At 63.0% G+C, this 14,744-nt stretch carries 12 protein-coding genes and 2 tRNA genes; 6 read left to right on the top strand and 8 right to left on the bottom strand.

The annotated features are described in order from the left end of the window. Positions 1 to 26: 26 nt before the first annotated feature. Positions 27 to 1,448 carry an adenosylhomocysteinase gene (ahcY, locus tag H4684_RS03565; protein ID WP_192622846.1) on the bottom strand — a complete coding sequence of 474 codons (1,422 nt, stop codon included), beginning with the start codon at positions 1,446 to 1,448 and terminating at the stop codon, positions 27 to 29. A 44-nt stretch (positions 1,449 to 1,492) separates the two neighbouring features. Continuing rightward, positions 1,493 to 2,428 (bottom strand): ArsR/SmtB family transcription factor, encoded by a 936-nt coding sequence (locus H4684_RS03560; RefSeq protein WP_192622845.1) that lies wholly within the window; start codon positions 2,426 to 2,428, stop codon positions 1,493 to 1,495. A gap of 124 nt (positions 2,429 to 2,552) precedes the next feature. Here H4684_RS03560 and H4684_RS03555 point away from each other — a divergent pair, with 124 nt between their 5' ends. The 4 genes from H4684_RS03555 (at position 2,553) to H4684_RS03540 (ending at position 3,886) form a co-directional block, all read left to right on the top strand. Then, on the top strand, positions 2,553 to 3,035 hold the full coding sequence (locus H4684_RS03555; RefSeq protein WP_161949012.1) for a DUF721 domain-containing protein: 483 nt from the start codon (positions 2,553 to 2,555) through the stop codon (positions 3,033 to 3,035). Then, positions 3,032 to 3,667 carry a DUF2927 domain-containing protein gene (locus H4684_RS03550; RefSeq protein ID WP_092188968.1) on the top strand — a complete coding sequence of 212 codons (636 nt, stop codon included), beginning with the start codon at positions 3,032 to 3,034 and terminating at the stop codon, positions 3,665 to 3,667. The genes H4684_RS03555 and H4684_RS03550 overlap by 4 nt, the downstream gene beginning before the upstream one ends. Positions 3,668 to 3,728: 61 nt before the next feature. Continuing rightward, positions 3,729 to 3,802, top strand: a tRNA-Gln gene (locus H4684_RS03545). Positions 3,803 to 3,808: 6 nt separating this feature from the next. Continuing rightward, positions 3,809 to 3,886: transfer RNA gene (locus H4684_RS03540), tRNA-Glu, on the top strand. A 107-nt stretch (positions 3,887 to 3,993) separates the two neighbouring features. On the opposite strand, the gene H4684_RS03535 is transcribed toward H4684_RS03540, so the two are convergent. The 4 genes from H4684_RS03535 to H4684_RS03520 are packed head-to-tail and all read right to left on the bottom strand — an operon-like array spanning position 3,994 to position 11,664. Continuing rightward, positions 3,994 to 7,857 (bottom strand): efflux RND transporter permease subunit, encoded by a 3,864-nt coding sequence (locus H4684_RS03535; protein WP_192622844.1) that lies wholly within the window; start codon positions 7,855 to 7,857, stop codon positions 3,994 to 3,996. 2 nt (positions 7,858 to 7,859) lie between these two features. Next, on the bottom strand, positions 7,860 to 9,977 hold the full coding sequence (locus H4684_RS03530) for an efflux RND transporter periplasmic adaptor subunit (RefSeq protein ID WP_192622843.1): 2,118 nt from the start codon (positions 9,975 to 9,977) through the stop codon (positions 7,860 to 7,862). 18 nt (positions 9,978 to 9,995) lie between these two features. Further along, a complete protein-coding gene (locus tag H4684_RS03525; protein ID WP_092188974.1) occupies positions 9,996 to 10,277 on the bottom strand; it encodes a YHS domain-containing protein in 282 nt (93 codons plus the stop codon). 16 nt (positions 10,278 to 10,293) lie between these two features. Next, positions 10,294 to 11,664 carry a TolC family protein gene (locus tag H4684_RS03520; protein ID WP_192622842.1) on the bottom strand — a complete coding sequence of 457 codons (1,371 nt, stop codon included), beginning with the start codon at positions 11,662 to 11,664 and terminating at the stop codon, positions 10,294 to 10,296. A 411-nt stretch (positions 11,665 to 12,075) separates the two neighbouring features. On the opposite strand from H4684_RS03520, the gene H4684_RS03515 reads away from it, so the two are divergent. Together H4684_RS03515 and H4684_RS03510 are read left to right on the top strand one after the other, a co-directional pair. Beyond that, positions 12,076 to 12,990 carry an AEC family transporter gene (locus tag H4684_RS03515; protein ID WP_318779609.1) on the top strand — a complete coding sequence of 305 codons (915 nt, stop codon included), beginning with the start codon at positions 12,076 to 12,078 and terminating at the stop codon, positions 12,988 to 12,990. Positions 12,991 to 13,120: 130 nt separating this feature from the next. Then, positions 13,121 to 13,711, top strand: a complete 591-nt coding sequence (locus H4684_RS03510; protein WP_318779608.1) for a DUF4143 domain-containing protein — start codon at positions 13,121 to 13,123, stop codon at positions 13,709 to 13,711. A 180-nt stretch (positions 13,712 to 13,891) separates the two neighbouring features. On the opposite strand, the gene H4684_RS03505 is transcribed toward H4684_RS03510, so the two are convergent. Next, positions 13,892 to 14,173, bottom strand: a complete 282-nt coding sequence (locus H4684_RS03505; RefSeq protein ID WP_092188980.1) for a type II toxin-antitoxin system RelE/ParE family toxin — start codon at positions 14,171 to 14,173, stop codon at positions 13,892 to 13,894. After that, complete coding sequence (locus H4684_RS03500) at positions 14,166 to 14,420, bottom strand: prevent-host-death protein (protein WP_092188982.1); 255 nt, start codon at positions 14,418 to 14,420, stop codon at positions 14,166 to 14,168. Before H4684_RS03500 ends, H4684_RS03505 begins: the two co-directional genes overlap by 8 nt. Between the last annotated feature and the right edge of the window lie 324 nt (positions 14,421 to 14,744).

The raw sequence follows: 14,744 nt of genomic DNA, 5'->3' as shown, positions 1-14,744 counted from the left end.
AATCTCCTTCTTGCATGGGGAGGTTGTTAATAGCGGTAGTGATCGGGCTTGTACGGACCGGTCACGGGCACTCCGATGTAATCGGCCTGCTCCGTGGACAGGGTCTCAAGCTCCACGCCCAGACGCGCCAGATGCAGGCGGGCCACTTCCTCGTCCAGAATCTTGGGCAGAGTCATGACCTGCGGGGGATAATCGTTCTTGGCCAGATCGAGCTGGGCCAGAACCTGGTTGGTGAAGGAGTTGGACATGACGAAGCTGGGGTGGCCGGTGGCGCAGCCCAGATTCACCAGCCGGCCTTCGGCCAGGATGATGAGACTCTTGCCGGAAGGCAGGGTCCATTTGTCCACCTGCGGCTTGACCGTGACCTTGGTGCAGCCCGGTGTGTCTTCCAGGAAGCCCATGTCGATCTCGTTGTCGAAGTGACCGATGTTGCAGATGATGGCTTCATCCTTCATGGCCAGCATGTGCTCGCCGCGCACGACATGGTAATTGCCCGTGGCCGTGACGAAAATGTCCGCCTCCTGGCAACCCTTGACCATGGTCGTGACCTCGTAGCCTTCCATGGCCGCCTGCAGCGCGCAGATGGGGTCAACCTCGGTGATGAGCACGCGCGCGCCGAAGCCGCGCATGGACTGGGCGCAGCCCTTGCCCACGTCGCCGTAGCCGCAGACCAGCACGACCTTGCCCGCGACCATGATGTCCGTGGCCCGCTTGATGCCGTCGGCCAGGGACTCGCGGCAGCCGTAGAGGTTGTCGAACTTGGACTTGGTCACGGAGTCATTGACGTTGAAGGCCGGGAAGAGCAGCTCGCCGTTCTTGGCCATCTGATAGAGGCGATGCACGCCGGTGGTGGTCTCCTCGGACACGCCGCGGATGCGGGCGGCGATCTTCGTCCACTTCTGGGGATCGGCCTTGGCGCTGACGATGAGCCGGTCGAGCACACAGCGGAATTCCTTGTTGTCCGTGGTCCGGGACAGCAGGGACGGGTCCTTCTCGACCTTCACGCCCTCATGGACCAGAAGCGTCGCGTCGCCGCCGTCATCGACGATGAGGTCCGGACCAGTGCCGTCGGGCCAGGTCAGGGCCATCTCCGTGCACCACCAGTAATCTTCCAGGGTCTCGCCCTTCCAGGCGAAAACCTTGGCCAGGCCCTGCTCGACAATGGCGGCCGCGGCATGGTCCTGGGTGGAAAAAATGTTGCAGGAGGCCCAGCGCACATCCGCTCCCAGAGCATGCAGGGTCTTGATGAGCATGGCCGTCTGGATGGTCATGTGCAGGCTTCCGGTCACGCGCAGGCCCTTCAGGGGCTTTTCGCTGCCGTACTTGTCGATGAGCGCCATAAGTCCGGGCATTTCGCGTTCGGACAGCTGCATTTCCTTGGATCCCCAATCGGCCAGACTCATGTCGGCGACCTTGTGATCAAGCGTTGGGTCAATGGGTAACGTCATGGTATCTCCTTTCCTTGCTTGTCTGTGGCTTTGGCCACCTGATGTTAAACTGAAAATTCTTCCCGGCGGGCGGTGATGACCATGAGGGTCAGCCCCAGATTGACGGAGTGCCGCTCGCAGCTCAGCTCCTGGAATCCGGCCTTCTCCATCCACGACTGCAGATCGTCCGGGGAAAAACCGAGCCAGCGGTCGCCGTAGCGCGTGCGCAGGGTCTCGTTGTCGTGCAGCAGAAAATCCACCAGCACCGCCTGTCCTCCGGGGCGGACCACCCGGCCCATTTCGGCGATGCCGTCCTGAGGCGCGGCCAGATGGTGCAACACCAGCGACATGATGGCCGCGTCCGCTTCGCCGTCCCGCAGAGGCAGATGTTCGAGGTCGCCGATGCGCAGGCTGACCTCAAGCCCCTCGGGCAGGAGCTTGGCTGCCGCGTCGAGCATGCGCGGCGAGTTGTCCACCCCGATGACGCATTCCGCCGCTCCGGCCAGATGTCCGAGCAGAAGCCCCGGGCCGCAACCCAGATCGACCACGGTGCCCCGCTGCGTCTCGGCGGCGGCAAGGCGCTTCATGATGACCGGCCCAAGCGCGAAATCGCCGAGCATCTCGCGGCTCAGGCGGTTCCAGTCCGAAGCGATGCCGTCAAAGAAACGGGTCGTCGAAAGACGGCGATCGTTCAGGACCTGTGCGGCACGGTCCAGATCCTGCCGGTGCTCGGGCAGTTCCCCGAGCCCTTCCAGCACGGCCGCCAGCAATGCGCGGGAGCCGTTGGTCGAGGAGGATGAATAGAAGGCCCACAAGCCATGGCGCTGACAGGCCACCAGCCCGGCGTCCATAAGAATCTTGAGATGCCGCGAGATGCGCGACTGGCCCATGTCCAGAACCTGCATGATCTCACCCACGTTAAGCTCATGCGCGGCGAGCACGCCGACGAGGCGAAGCCTGGTTTCATCGGCCAGGGCCTTGGTCTGGGTCAGTAGTTTCATGAGTGACGCGTGTGGTTATTTTTATATATCAAGATATCCTGATATAGGCTCGCCTACATGCCCTCCACGCTAAGGTCAAGAACCAGTCTTGCCTGGCACCTGCAAGACGGTTAGTTAAAAAAAGATGCAGCAAAGACAAAAGAAAGTCCGGTCCGCCTCCGAGGCGCTGAACACGGTCCTCGGCACGCCGGAAGCCGCCCTGGAGCTGGCCATTGCCCGGTTGTGGAGACACTGGCCCGAAATTCTCGGGGCGGAGATCGCGGAAATGATCCGCCCCCTGGGACACCGCAAAACCACCATGCTTCTTGGGGCGACCAACTCCATGGTCATGCAGGAGTTTTCCTTCTTCGCGCAGAACATCCTGGACAAGGCCAACGCATTTCTGGGCAACGCCTATTTTCAGAAGGTGCAGATCGAGCTCATGGCCGGTCGCCCCGCCCTGGACCAATCCCTGCTCCCGAAGTTTCCGCCGCGCCCCGAGGCCCCGAAGCCCGACATCCTCGGCAACCTGCTGCCCTGCATGGACCCGTCTTCGCCCGTGACTTCCTGTTACCGGGCCTACGTCAGGCATTTCCGCCCGGACCTTAAAATCCCGGAGAACGAATGAACAGACACGCGCTCTTCCTGGTCGTCATCGCCCTGCTGTTCCTGCCCACGCAGGCCCTGGCGGACACGGACGCGATCCTTCGCGACTACATTCCAAGCGGCAAGATCACGCGCTTCGAGGAACCGGTGCTCTTCTGGATCGGCGGCAAGGATCGCCTTGAAGGACAATATTATATCGATACCGTCGTGAACGAAGTGCGGCGCATCATCCCCCAGCTGAACTTCAGGCAGGTCTCGTCCATGAACCAGGCCAACGTCCGATTCTTTCTGACCGACTCCAAGGAAGAGTGGCAGGCGACCGTGAGCAAAAGTGCCCAGGGCATGGCGGGCTGGCAGGAGATAGGGGATCTCATCCGAGGCTTCACGCTGCTGGCCTCGAACAACGGAGTCATCAGAAAGGCCGACATCGCTCTGCATCTGAACTTTCAGACCTCGGGCGGCCAGAAGCTCTGGATTGTCCGGCACGAACTCATGCACGCCCTAGGCATCATGACCCACCCGAAGGCAACCGTGGATACGGTCCTCAACTCCAGGCAGGCGCAGGAAGAAAAGAACAGCATCTTTTCGGACTCCGACATCCTTGTCCTGAAAACCATTTACAACCCGAATCTTTCCCCGGGAGGCTCCTGGTGAAAGTCTCCGTTTTCCGATCTTGACAGCCCAAAGCTCTTTCCCTAATGAGACTTTTCGCTGCTGGGCGATCGTTCAACGGTAGGACAGCGGACTCTGACTCCGTCAATCTTAGTTCGAATCTAAGTCGCCCAGCCACCATGCGTCCCCATCGTCTAGCTAGGTCCAGGACACCGGCCTTTCACGCCGATAACAGGGGTTCAAATCCCCTTGGGGACGCCACTTCAGCACAAAATCGGGACACGCTCCCGCCCCCCGGAGGTTCCGGGAAACACCCCCTAGGCCCCGCGCGAAAGCACGGGGCTTTTTTTTGTGCATCAGGGGCGTTTTCAACCCCTCTTCCACCGCAGCTTCCACTCCTCCACCCAGCAATACAGCACCGGCACTACGAAAACCGTGATCGTCGCGAAGACCATGCCGCCAAAGGACGGGATGGCCATGGGGATCATGATGTCCGAGCCACGGCCCGAGGAGGTCAGGATGGGCACCAGGGCCAGGATGGTCGTGGCCGAGGTCATGACCGCCGGCCGGATGCGCCGCTTCGCCCCTTCCAGGACCATCTCCCTGATGGAGGCGATGGAGTCCGGCTTCGATCGCGCCTTGCTCTCGTCCAGGAAGGTGGCCATGAGCACGCCGTCGTCCGAGGCGATGCCGAAGAGGGCCAGGAAGCCGACCCAGATGGCCACGCTCAAGTTGACGGGCTGGACCTGGAAAAGCTCGCGCATGTCCACCCCGGCCAGGTGAAAATTCAGGAACCAGTCCTGTCCGTACAGCCAGATCATGGTGAACCCTCCCGACCAGGCCGTGAAGATGCCCGAGAAGACCATGAGCGTGGTCGCGATGGACCCGAACTGCAGATAGAGGATGATGACGATCAGCAACAGAGCCACGGGCAGGACGACCATGAGCTTCTTCTGGGCCCGGACCTGGTTCTCGTAACTTCCCGCGAATTCCAGGGTCACCCCCGCCGGGATGACCAGGTTGCCGTCCGCGCGCTGCTGATCGAGGTACGCCTTGGCCGACTCCACCACGTCCACTTCCGCATACCCCGGCTTCTTGTCGAAGAGCACGTAGCCCAGCAGGAACGTGTCTTCACTCTTGATGGCCTGGGGGCCGCGCACGTAGCGGATCTCGGCCAGCTGCCCGAGCGGGATCTGCCTGCCGCCTGCGGCCGGGACGGAGATGCGCTCCAGGCTTTCGACGGAATCGCGCAGGTCGCGCATGTAGCGCACCCGGATCGGATACACCTCGCGGCCTTCGATGGTCGTGGTCGCCACCATGCCGCCCACGGAGGCCTGGATGATCTCCTGCACCGTCGCGAGCATGATGCCGTAGCGCGAAATGGCCTCGCGGTCCGGCACGATCTCCAGATACGGCTTGCCCACGATGCGGTCCGCCACCACCGCGGCCGGCTGCACCATGGGCACTTCCTTGAGCAACCGTTCCACCTCCATGGCCACGGACTCGATGGTCGCCAGGTCCGGCCCCTTGACCTTGACCCCCATGGGCGCGCGCATGCCCGACTGCAGCATGACGATGCGCGCGGCGATGGGCTGCAGCTTCGGGGCCGAGGTCATGCCGGGCACTTCGGCGGCTTTGACGATCTCGTCCCAGATGTCGTCGGGGGATTGTATCCCGCCCCAGGCCTCGCGCCCCCGGTTCAGGTCCGGGTCCAGCGCGGGCCGCCAGAGCCGGAAGGGCTGGCCGCCCGCGTCGGGAATGAGGCGGCCCTGTTCGTCGCGCTCGAACCAGCCGCGCACCAGATAAGGCATGCCGTCGGCCGCAGGGACCGGGGTGCCGCCCGCGTCGCGGAAATAGTCCTTGGCGTCCTCGCGCCAGACGAAGCGCAGGCGTCTGCCATCGGCGCCCAGCAGGTACTCGTTCTTATAGTTGATGACGGTCTCGACCATGGACACGGGCGCCGGGTCCAGGGGCGAGTCCGCGCGCCCGAGCTTGCCCACGGCGCTCTCCACTTCCGGGATGGCCTGGATGGACATGTCCTGCAGGGCCAGGAGGTCCTTGACCTCGCCCAGTGAGGCGTGGGGCATGGTGGTCGGCATGTAGAGGAAGGAGCCCTCGTCCAGCGGCGGCATGAACTCCTTGCCCAGACCCGGGAAGGCGTGGACGAAAGCCACCATTGGCCGCGTGGTGCGCAGCCCCTCGGGCAGGACGGACAGGAAGGGGGCGGCCCCGAGCCAGACCACGCCTCCAAACAGGGTCAGAACACCCGGAATGACGAGAAAAAGGGCTTTATGCCGGAGAAAAATTCTCAGCAGCGGCCCGTATGCAAGGCGGAAGACCTGGAAAAAACCCATCAGCAGGCCGATGAGGCCAATCACGAAAAAGGTGTTGACCATCCGCCCCTTCTCCAGCCCCAGCGGCAGCCAGTCCAGGGCCAGGAACACGGTCACGGCCAGGGCCAGGCCCAGGCTTGCGCCCCAGCGCAGCCAGGTTTGCCAACGCTCGGGCAGCCGATCGTACACCAGGCGGTAGAGGCCGACCACGACGAGGCCCGAACCGATCCAGACGGACTTCCAGACCGCGACCACAAGACCAGCGACCACCAGGGCGGCCACGAACCACAGGGACGGACGCATCTGCCGGCGGCGGAAAATGAGCGCGGCCGCTGCCGGAAGGATGGTCAGGGCCACGATGATGGAGGCGATGAGGGCAAAAGTCTTGGTGTAGGCCAGGGGGCCGAACAGCTTGCCCTCGGCCCCGGTCATGAAGAAGACGGGCAGAAAGCCGACGATGGTCGTGCTCACGGCCGTAAGCACGGCGCTGCCGACTTCGGAGGCGCCCTCGAAGACCACCCTGCTCATGGGCGTGTCCTCGGGCGAAGAGTCCATCTTCTGCAGGATGCTCTCGCAGATGATGATGCCCATGTCGACCATGGTCCCGATGGCGATGGCGATGCCCGACAGGGCCACGATGTTGGCGTCCACCCTGAACTGCTTCATGGCGATGAAGCACATCATCACGGCCATGGGCAGAAGCGCCGAGATGAGAAAGGAGCTGCGCAGGTGCATGACCAGCACCAGAACCACGATGATGGTGATCAGGATCTGCTGCTGGAGGGCCGAACCGAGCGTATCGAGGGTCTCGTGGATGAGGCCCGAGCGGTCGTAGAAGGGCACGATGGTCAGCTTGGAGCGCGTGCCGTCGGGCAGGACCTTCTCCGGCAAACCGGGAGCGATGCGGGCGATCTCGGCCTTGACCGCGTCGATGGCCGCCAGGGGGTTTTCGCCGTAGCGCACGGTGACCACGCCGCCGACCACCTCCACCCCGCCCTTGTCCAGCAGGCCGCGGCGGTTCGCCGGGCCGAAGCTGACGTGGGCCACGTCGTCCACGGTGATGGGGATGGAGTCGCGCATCTTGATGACCGAAGTGCGCACCTGTTCGAGATTCTTGATGAAACCGACGCCGCGGATGACGTACTCCACGCGGTTGATCTCCATGGTCCCGGCGCCCACCTCCATATTGGCCATCTTCAGGGCGCCGACAATCTCCGGCAGGCTGACGCCGGCCGCGCGCATGGCGTCGGGATCGACCTCGATCTGGTACTCGCGCACGAAGCCACCCACGCCGGCCACCTCGCTCACCCCCTCGGCCGAGGTCAGGGCGTAGCGCACGTACCAGTCCTGCACGGAGCGGATCTCGTCGGGATCCCAGCCTCCCGTGGGCCGGCCGTCTGGGTCGCGGCCCTCCAGGGTGTACCAGAAGACCTGGCCCAGGGCCGTGGCGTCGGGGCCCAGGGTCGGGCGCACATCGGACGGCAATGTGGACGGGGGCAGGGAATTGATTTTCTCCAGCAGGCGCGTGCGCGACCAGTAGAACTCCACTTCCTCGTCGAAGATGACGTAGATAGTCGAGAAGCCGAGCATGGAGTAGGAACGCACGGTCTTCACGCCGGGCATGCCCAGCAGGGACACGGTCAGCGGATAGGTGACCTGGTCCTGCACGTCCAGGGGGGAGCGGCCAGGCCAGGCGGTGAAGACGATCTGCTGGTTCTCGCCGATGTCCGGGATGGCGTCCACGGGCACGGGGTCGCGCTCGATGCCGGGCGCGTGCCAGGCAAATGGGGCGACGATGAAGCCCCAGCCCAGCGCCATGCAGACCAGAAGAACGACGACGAGCTTCTGATCCAGACAGAAGCGGATGATGCGGTCCATGAGGGACGTGTGCTCGCTCATGCCTACTCGCCCCTCAGCTGGCGTTTGACCTCGCCGCAACGCAGCATTGCGGCCCCGAAATAGGGGTTGTTGACCTTCGGATCACCCTGCAGCCATGTCGCGCCCTGGTTGCCGAAGGCCATGGGGCAGTAGAGTTCGTAGACCGGCCCTTGCCCTGCGCCGTAGGTTTCCACCATGCGGGACATGGCCACGGACAGGGGGTAGAACCCGGCGCGCAGGCCGTCCATTTCGGCGGCCTGCTCCATCTCGTCGAGGCCCGAAGCGATGGCCGCCGAATGCCCGGACCATGCTTCACCGCCCTCGGCGCGAGCGCTCTCGTTGGCCTGCCCGAGGGCCTGCCTGAAAAGGACGAGAGCCGCGTGGGCCGTGTTCGCGTCATCGCCGGCCAGGGCTTCCTGTACCGGAATATAGGCGGCGTACAGGGCGTCGAGGGCGCTGCGCAACCCGGCGGGGGCCTCGATCTTGGCCGTGAGCTCCTGCAGGGGGAACGCGGCCCGGACCCGGGCGAAATGCCCGCGCATGTCGTCCAGCACCTGGGCGGCGCGGCGCGGGGTCGGGGACTCGTAACCCAGCAGGGCGTCGTTCCCCAGGAGCATGGACAGCTCCTTCCATTCCAGGGCCGCCTCGCCGTCCAGGGCGTCGGCGTCCACGCCGTTCAGGGCCTTGCCGAAATCATGGTACGCGCCGCGCACAGCGTCCAGGCCGCCCGCGGCCACGGATTCCTCCACGGCCCCGAGGCGCTGGGCCAGGGCCGCCAGGCGGACGCTGAAGGGCTGCGGCACGTCGGCGAAGCGCACCCCGCTCGCGGCCGGGGCCTCGGCCGGGTTCATCATGCTCGGCCGGGCCACGATCTGCAGGGCCGCGTCGATGCGGAAATTGCCCTGCACCACCACCAGCTCGCCCTCGGCGATGCCGCCGCGGACCACGTAGCCCTGGTCGGTCCGGGGCCCGAGCACCACCTCCCGGCCCTCGTACACGCCGGGCCGATCCGGGTCGGCCACGTACACCACGGCGCGCTTCCCGGTGATGAGCGGGGCCGAGGCCGGGATGACCAGCTCGCGCGGCCGCTGCGCGGCCCCGTCCTGCTGCATCGCGCTGACGAACATGCCGGGCTTCAGCGCCAGCCCGGGGTTGGGCACCTCCACCCGCACCTCCACGGTGCGCGTGGCCGGGTTCACGGACGTGCCCACATACACGACCTTGCCCGTGAACTCCTGCCCCGGCAGGGCCTCGACCCTGAAGGCCACGTCTTTGCCGGGGGCCATCCAGACCAGGTCCGATTCGTAGGCCTCAAGCACCACCCAGACCCGCGAGAGGTCCGCCACGGCATAGATGGGCATGCCCGTCTGCACGTACATGCCTTCCACGACCTTCTTCTCGATGACGATGCCCGACTGCGGCGCGGTCAGGGTGACATGGTCCGCCGGGGTTCCGCGCTTGACCATGCCTTCGATCTGCGCCTTGCCCATGCCCAGCAGACGCAGCTTCTCGCGGGCGGCGTTCTCCATGCGCAGGGCGGAGTCCGCGACCAGACGGCTGCCGCCCGACATGCGCTCGCGGGCCCGCACGGCCTGGATGAGTTCGGCCTGGGCCGCCACCAGCTCGGGGCTGTAGACGAGGGCCATGGCCTGCCCGGCCCGGACCACGGCACCGGTCGTGTCCACGTGCAGCCTGTCGATGCGACCGCCGACCCAGGCCGTGATGACGCCCACGCGCGATTCGTCGTAGGCCACCTTGCCGAAGAGATGGGTCTGCACGGAGACCTCGGCCAGGCGCGCCGCTTCCACCCGGATGCCCGCCAGCCGGGCCGCGTCCGGGGAAAGGCTCAGCTGGCGCAGGCTCGTCCGCCGGTCCTCGCCGTCCGGTATGGCCAGGGGAATGAGGTCCATGAAGCAAATGGGGCACTGCCCGGGTTCGGGCAGCTTGATCTGGGGATGCATGGAGCAGGTCCACAGGGACGCGGCGGGCGCGCCTTCGGCGGTCTCCTGTCCGGCATGGTCGTGTCCGTCATGCCCGGACCCTGGAGGCGCCCACAGGAGGTACCCCCCGCCAAGGCCGAGGACCACGAGAAGACATCCGGCCGTGGCCCACACCGCGTATTTCCTGAGTGTCGCGTTCATGCATCCCTCGAAGAAGGTTTACTGTTTCTTTTCCGCCGGAGCGGCTTCGGCCGGGACCTTTTCCAGCTCGACGCCTTCGGCCTTGAGCTTCTTCATGTACTTCTCGGGATTTTTCCTGAAGGTCTCGGGGCATCCCGCGCAGCAGAAATACACCCTCTCGCCCTTGTAATCCACATAGAGTTCCTTGTTGATGGCGCCGCCCATGACAGGGCATTCGGTCTGGGGCGCGGCCCAGGCCGGGGACAGGGACAGGAAGGCGAAGACGGTGGCGGCCGCGCAGAGCAGAATGAGCTTTTTCATGATGGTTCTCCTTGCCTCACTTGGAGGCTTCGGGTTTGGTCAGGGAGACCCGCAGGTCGCGGGCCTGTTCTTCCCCGGCCAAAGCCGGGGTCCTCGAAAATGTGCGGGGAATCTCCTCCCCGGCCAGGACGTCGAGATCGGCCAGGCGCACGGCCTGGTCCGTCAGCACCCGGTGGTACTGCAGTTCAAGTTCGATGAGCGTCTTCTCGGCGGTCAGCAGGTCCAGCATGGAGGCCTTGCCCGCCTGGTACGCGTCCATGGAGGCATCAAGGTTCTGCCGAGCCTTGGGCACGATGGTTCCGGACAGAAGCTCAAGGCGCCTGGACCCGTCGCGGACGCCGAAGAGCAGCCTGCTGGCCTGGGCCTCAAGGCCCGCGACCTTGTCCGCCCGCTCCAGGCGCGTCGCCCGGGCGGAATTTTTGGCCTGCCGCACCGCCGCCTCCCGCGCCTCCTGGTCGAAGGGCAGGTTGATGCCGAAGGTGATGGCCACTGGGTCCTTGCCCTCGTTGACCACCCCGGCCATGCGCGGGGCGTCGGTGTAGATGGACTCCAGCCCCACGGTCAGGTCCGGAAAGAACTCCCTGCGTGCGAGATCCGCGGCCGCATCGGCTGCTTCGGCCTTGGCGTCGAGGGCGGCCAGCGCCAGGTTGTGTTCCGTGATGGCCGAGGTGATCCGGCCGTCATCCCAATTCGTGTCCATGAGCGGGACGCTGCCGGGCATGGGCAGTATCTCCCCGGCGGGCCTGCCCAGCAGGGTGCGCAGGCGCTCGGACAGGGGAAACCGGTAATCGTTCAGGGAAGCGACGCGCTCCTCGACCTTGGCCCGCTCCACCTGGACGCGGGTGAAATCCGCGTAGGAGGCGCTGGACACGGCGTACCGGGTCTCCACCAGTGCTTCGAAATATTTCAATATTTCAAGCTCTTCCCGCGCGGAATCAAGCGCCTTGCCCAGATAGGCGTACTCGAAATAGGCGGCCCCGATCTCGCGGAAAAGTGTCAGCTTGGCGCTCTGGGCCTGGGCCAGCAGGGCCGCGGCCTCGCGCTCGGCCATGGTGGCCTTGAGGTCGCGCTTGCCGAACCACGGCAGCATCTGCGCCACGCCGAAACGCATGCGCTGGGGCCCGGTGCGCGTCTCGACGGGCACGGTGAAGACGCCGAAAGACAGCCTCGGATCGGGCCAGGCCCGGGCCTGGGGCACCTTGTCCAGGGCGGCCTCGAAGCGAGCGAAGGCGGCCTGCAGACCCGGATTGGCCCGCGCGCCCTCCTCCAGATAACCGTGCAGAACGCTCTGCTCCGGCCACTCGTCCGCGAACGCGGCCTTGCCCGCAAAGACCAGCACCGCGGCAAGGCCCCAAACGGCCAGGCGGGTCAGGGACATCCTCATCATGAACCTCCGGCATAATAATCTCGGCAAAACATAAGCAACTGCCATGCTTGAACTCATAAGCCCCATGATTTCATGAAAATAGCTCAAAACATTTAAATCGGACTATTTTTATACGATTAATGCACGCAACAAATTGCACAAGAGCCCTGCACAAAATGGCGACACCCACGAATTCTGCACACCTGAAGCGGACTCTGCGCCCGGATAGGCCATCATCAAGCGTACCCGGATGAATGTATCGATGAAAAGGCTTCAAAAGCATAGATGCACGTGATGCTTCTGGCCAGAAAAAAAATCTGAAAGGCGGAGCGACGCCAAAAAAAAATGAAAAGACAGGACGTTTCGGTCCTATGCAATCCTTCTTTACAGCCGCCGTTGGTGCATCTACGGTACGCCCTGCGGAGGTGCCAGGTGAACGTTCTTCAGACCATCCTGCCGATTTTCTTACTTATTCTAACGGGCTTCGTGCTCCGCAAGGCGGAATTTCCAAGTGCGGCCTTCTGGCCTCAAGTCGAGCGACTGACCTACTACGTGCTTTTCCCGGCCCTGCTCGTGGGCAAGCTGGCCACTCTGCATATCGCAGATCAGCCGGTGCTGTTCATGTCCGTCACGCTGGCGCTGTCCATAACCGTGATCGCCGGGCTGCTCATGTTCATGCGACCGTTGGTGCAAAAAGACGGACCGGCCTTCACCTCCATCTTTCAGGGCGCCATCCGGCCCAACACGTATCTTGGCCTCTCTGCCGCCGGAGGTCTCTTCGGCGACGAGGGCCTGACCCTTTCCGCGGTTGCGCTCATGACCATCATCCCGCTGGTCAATGTGCTTTGCGTGCTGGTTCTGTCCAGACATGGACGCGACACCAGCATTCGCGGATTACGGGAGACGCTGGTGCAACTCGGCCGCAATCCGCTCATTCTGTCCTGCATCGCCGGTTTCACCCTGCAATTCTTGAACATCGGCCTGCCCGCCCCGGTGCTGGAAGGCTTGCACCTCCTGGGCAGCGCCTCGTTGCCCCTGGGACTTTTGGCCGTAGGCGCAGGGATGTCGTTCACGGCGGCCCTTCAAGGCTGGAAGGACATCGGCGTCGGCTCGGTCTTCAAGCTTCTGCTGCTGCCGCTGCTTGCCTTCGGCATCGGACGAACCCTGGGTCTTTCAGGAACGCCCATGGGCGTCTGTCTGGTCTTCGCGGCCGTCCCGGTCTCTGTATCCTCCTACATCCTGGCCCGGGTCCTCGGCGGCGACCACGACCGCATGGCCGCCATCATCACCATCCAGACCCTCCTCGCCCTGCTGACGCTGCCCCTCGTGCTGGGCCTGCTGCTTTAAACGGCTCATGCGCGGTCCGTGCTGAAGGGCGTGGGGTATTTCAAGGGATGGAAGAAGATGAACAAACCTGACGGGCGGCATCCCGAACCCAGGAATTTTGCGCTGGAAAGGAAGCAGGTGAAGCCGTTTTGTGTTTCGCGAACGAATCGAAGCACAAAAATCTATTTATTTGAATTCATTCAATTTTAAATTGAATTCGCACTATAAAACTTACAATTGGACGAGCATCAACTTACAATTGGACGAACAAAAACTTGCAGTTTCAAACCCCACCCCCTGGCCCAGGCGGAACTCGCCGGAAGAAAATCCCCGCAGTTCCTACCCGCATTGCTGCAAAGGCCTGGCCTGCGCGCTACTCGGCCTGGGTGCCGACGCTCTCTGGAAAGACCGCGTCGTGATTGGCCGGATACTCGCAACATTCATCTGTCTGGAACTCAAACACCAGGCAGACTGGCTGGATGATGCGGTCTCGTTCAGGCATTTCCGGGACAAGGACAAGATGGAAGTGGATCTGGTGCTGGAATGCGGGGGGAGGATCGCCGGGGTAGAGATGAAGGCGTCATCGACCGTGACCGGCGATGATTTCAAGGGTCTGCGAAAACTCCAGCAGGCCGTGGAAAACCGGTTTGTGGCCGGGGTTGTGATGTACGACGGCGAGGCAGTTGTTCCCTTTGGAAACCAGCTTTATGCCGTACCGATATCGGGCCTCTGGGAGAAATGATACACGAGGAAAATCGAGGGTCAGACAATCGGAAATACTTTCTCTTGACCTGGGTCCTTTTGATGGGCGCCCCCGTGTTCCCTCAAACGACAGTGAGACCGGCCTCAGGAGGAACCAGCCCGTGGCTACTGGCTCTAGGAGTATCCGTGAGACTGGGCAGCATCGACAAAACCGCCGTGATCAACCATAAACCTGATCGTGGGTCCCAATATTGACCGGGATGATCTCCTTGTCTTCAATCAGAAATTCGATGGTCAGCCTGTAGCTCATGGTGATGGAAATGGAATGAAGTCCGGCCAGCCGGCCTTGCAGTGGATGAATGCGAAGGGATGGGTGGAAAGGATTTGCCTCCATGAGGAACAGGCATTTTTCGTATTGGCCGAGGAGTTCCGGATGCGCCTTGAAGAATTTTCTCGCTCTCCGGGAGTAGCTCTCAGTAAAGATGATCGCAAATTTATTCATGGCCCAGGCTTTCGATGTGCTCGGCGACGGATCGATGAGCTATCGCGCCTTGGGCCTTGTCCCGCCGCGTTTCGAGCAGGGCCGCTTCGAGTTCGCACTCGCGCAGGTGGTTATACTGTTCCACGCTCATGACGACATACGCGTTCTTGCCACGCACGGAGATGGCCACCTCCGGAGCATGAACCAAACTTTCAGCGATACACGCCACGCCCCTGCGTTTGATTTCATTTGCTGTAATCACGGACATTCCGAACTCCTTTAATGCTTTGATAAGTACTTTTTTAGGCGCTATAAAAAGCACTGTCAACAATACTTCAAACCAAAGTAGATACATCACCTCGAGTTGTGGCCCTCACTCCGGCCTGCCAAGCATCCCATCTTCTGGGCAGCCTGTCCCTAACATCCTCGTATCCAAAGCCCCGCTCGACCGAGCTACCCGACTCTTTTCAGACCAGGAAAAACTAGAAACTGTTTTTAGTTGTGTGCGTCAAGTTCTGCAAATTCTTCCACAGCATAACGGGTATGCTCAAGCATATGGCGACCGAGAATGGGCCCATCCAGAGCTCGTCGG

Origin of the sequence: Desulfomicrobium macestii, from assembly GCF_014873765.1 — a bacterium.
Lineage (GTDB): Bacteria > Desulfobacterota > Desulfovibrionia > Desulfovibrionales > Desulfomicrobiaceae > Desulfomicrobium > Desulfomicrobium macestii.
The sequence above is the reverse complement of the archived record's forward strand: the minus strand, read 5'-3'. Positions and strand labels throughout refer to the sequence as shown.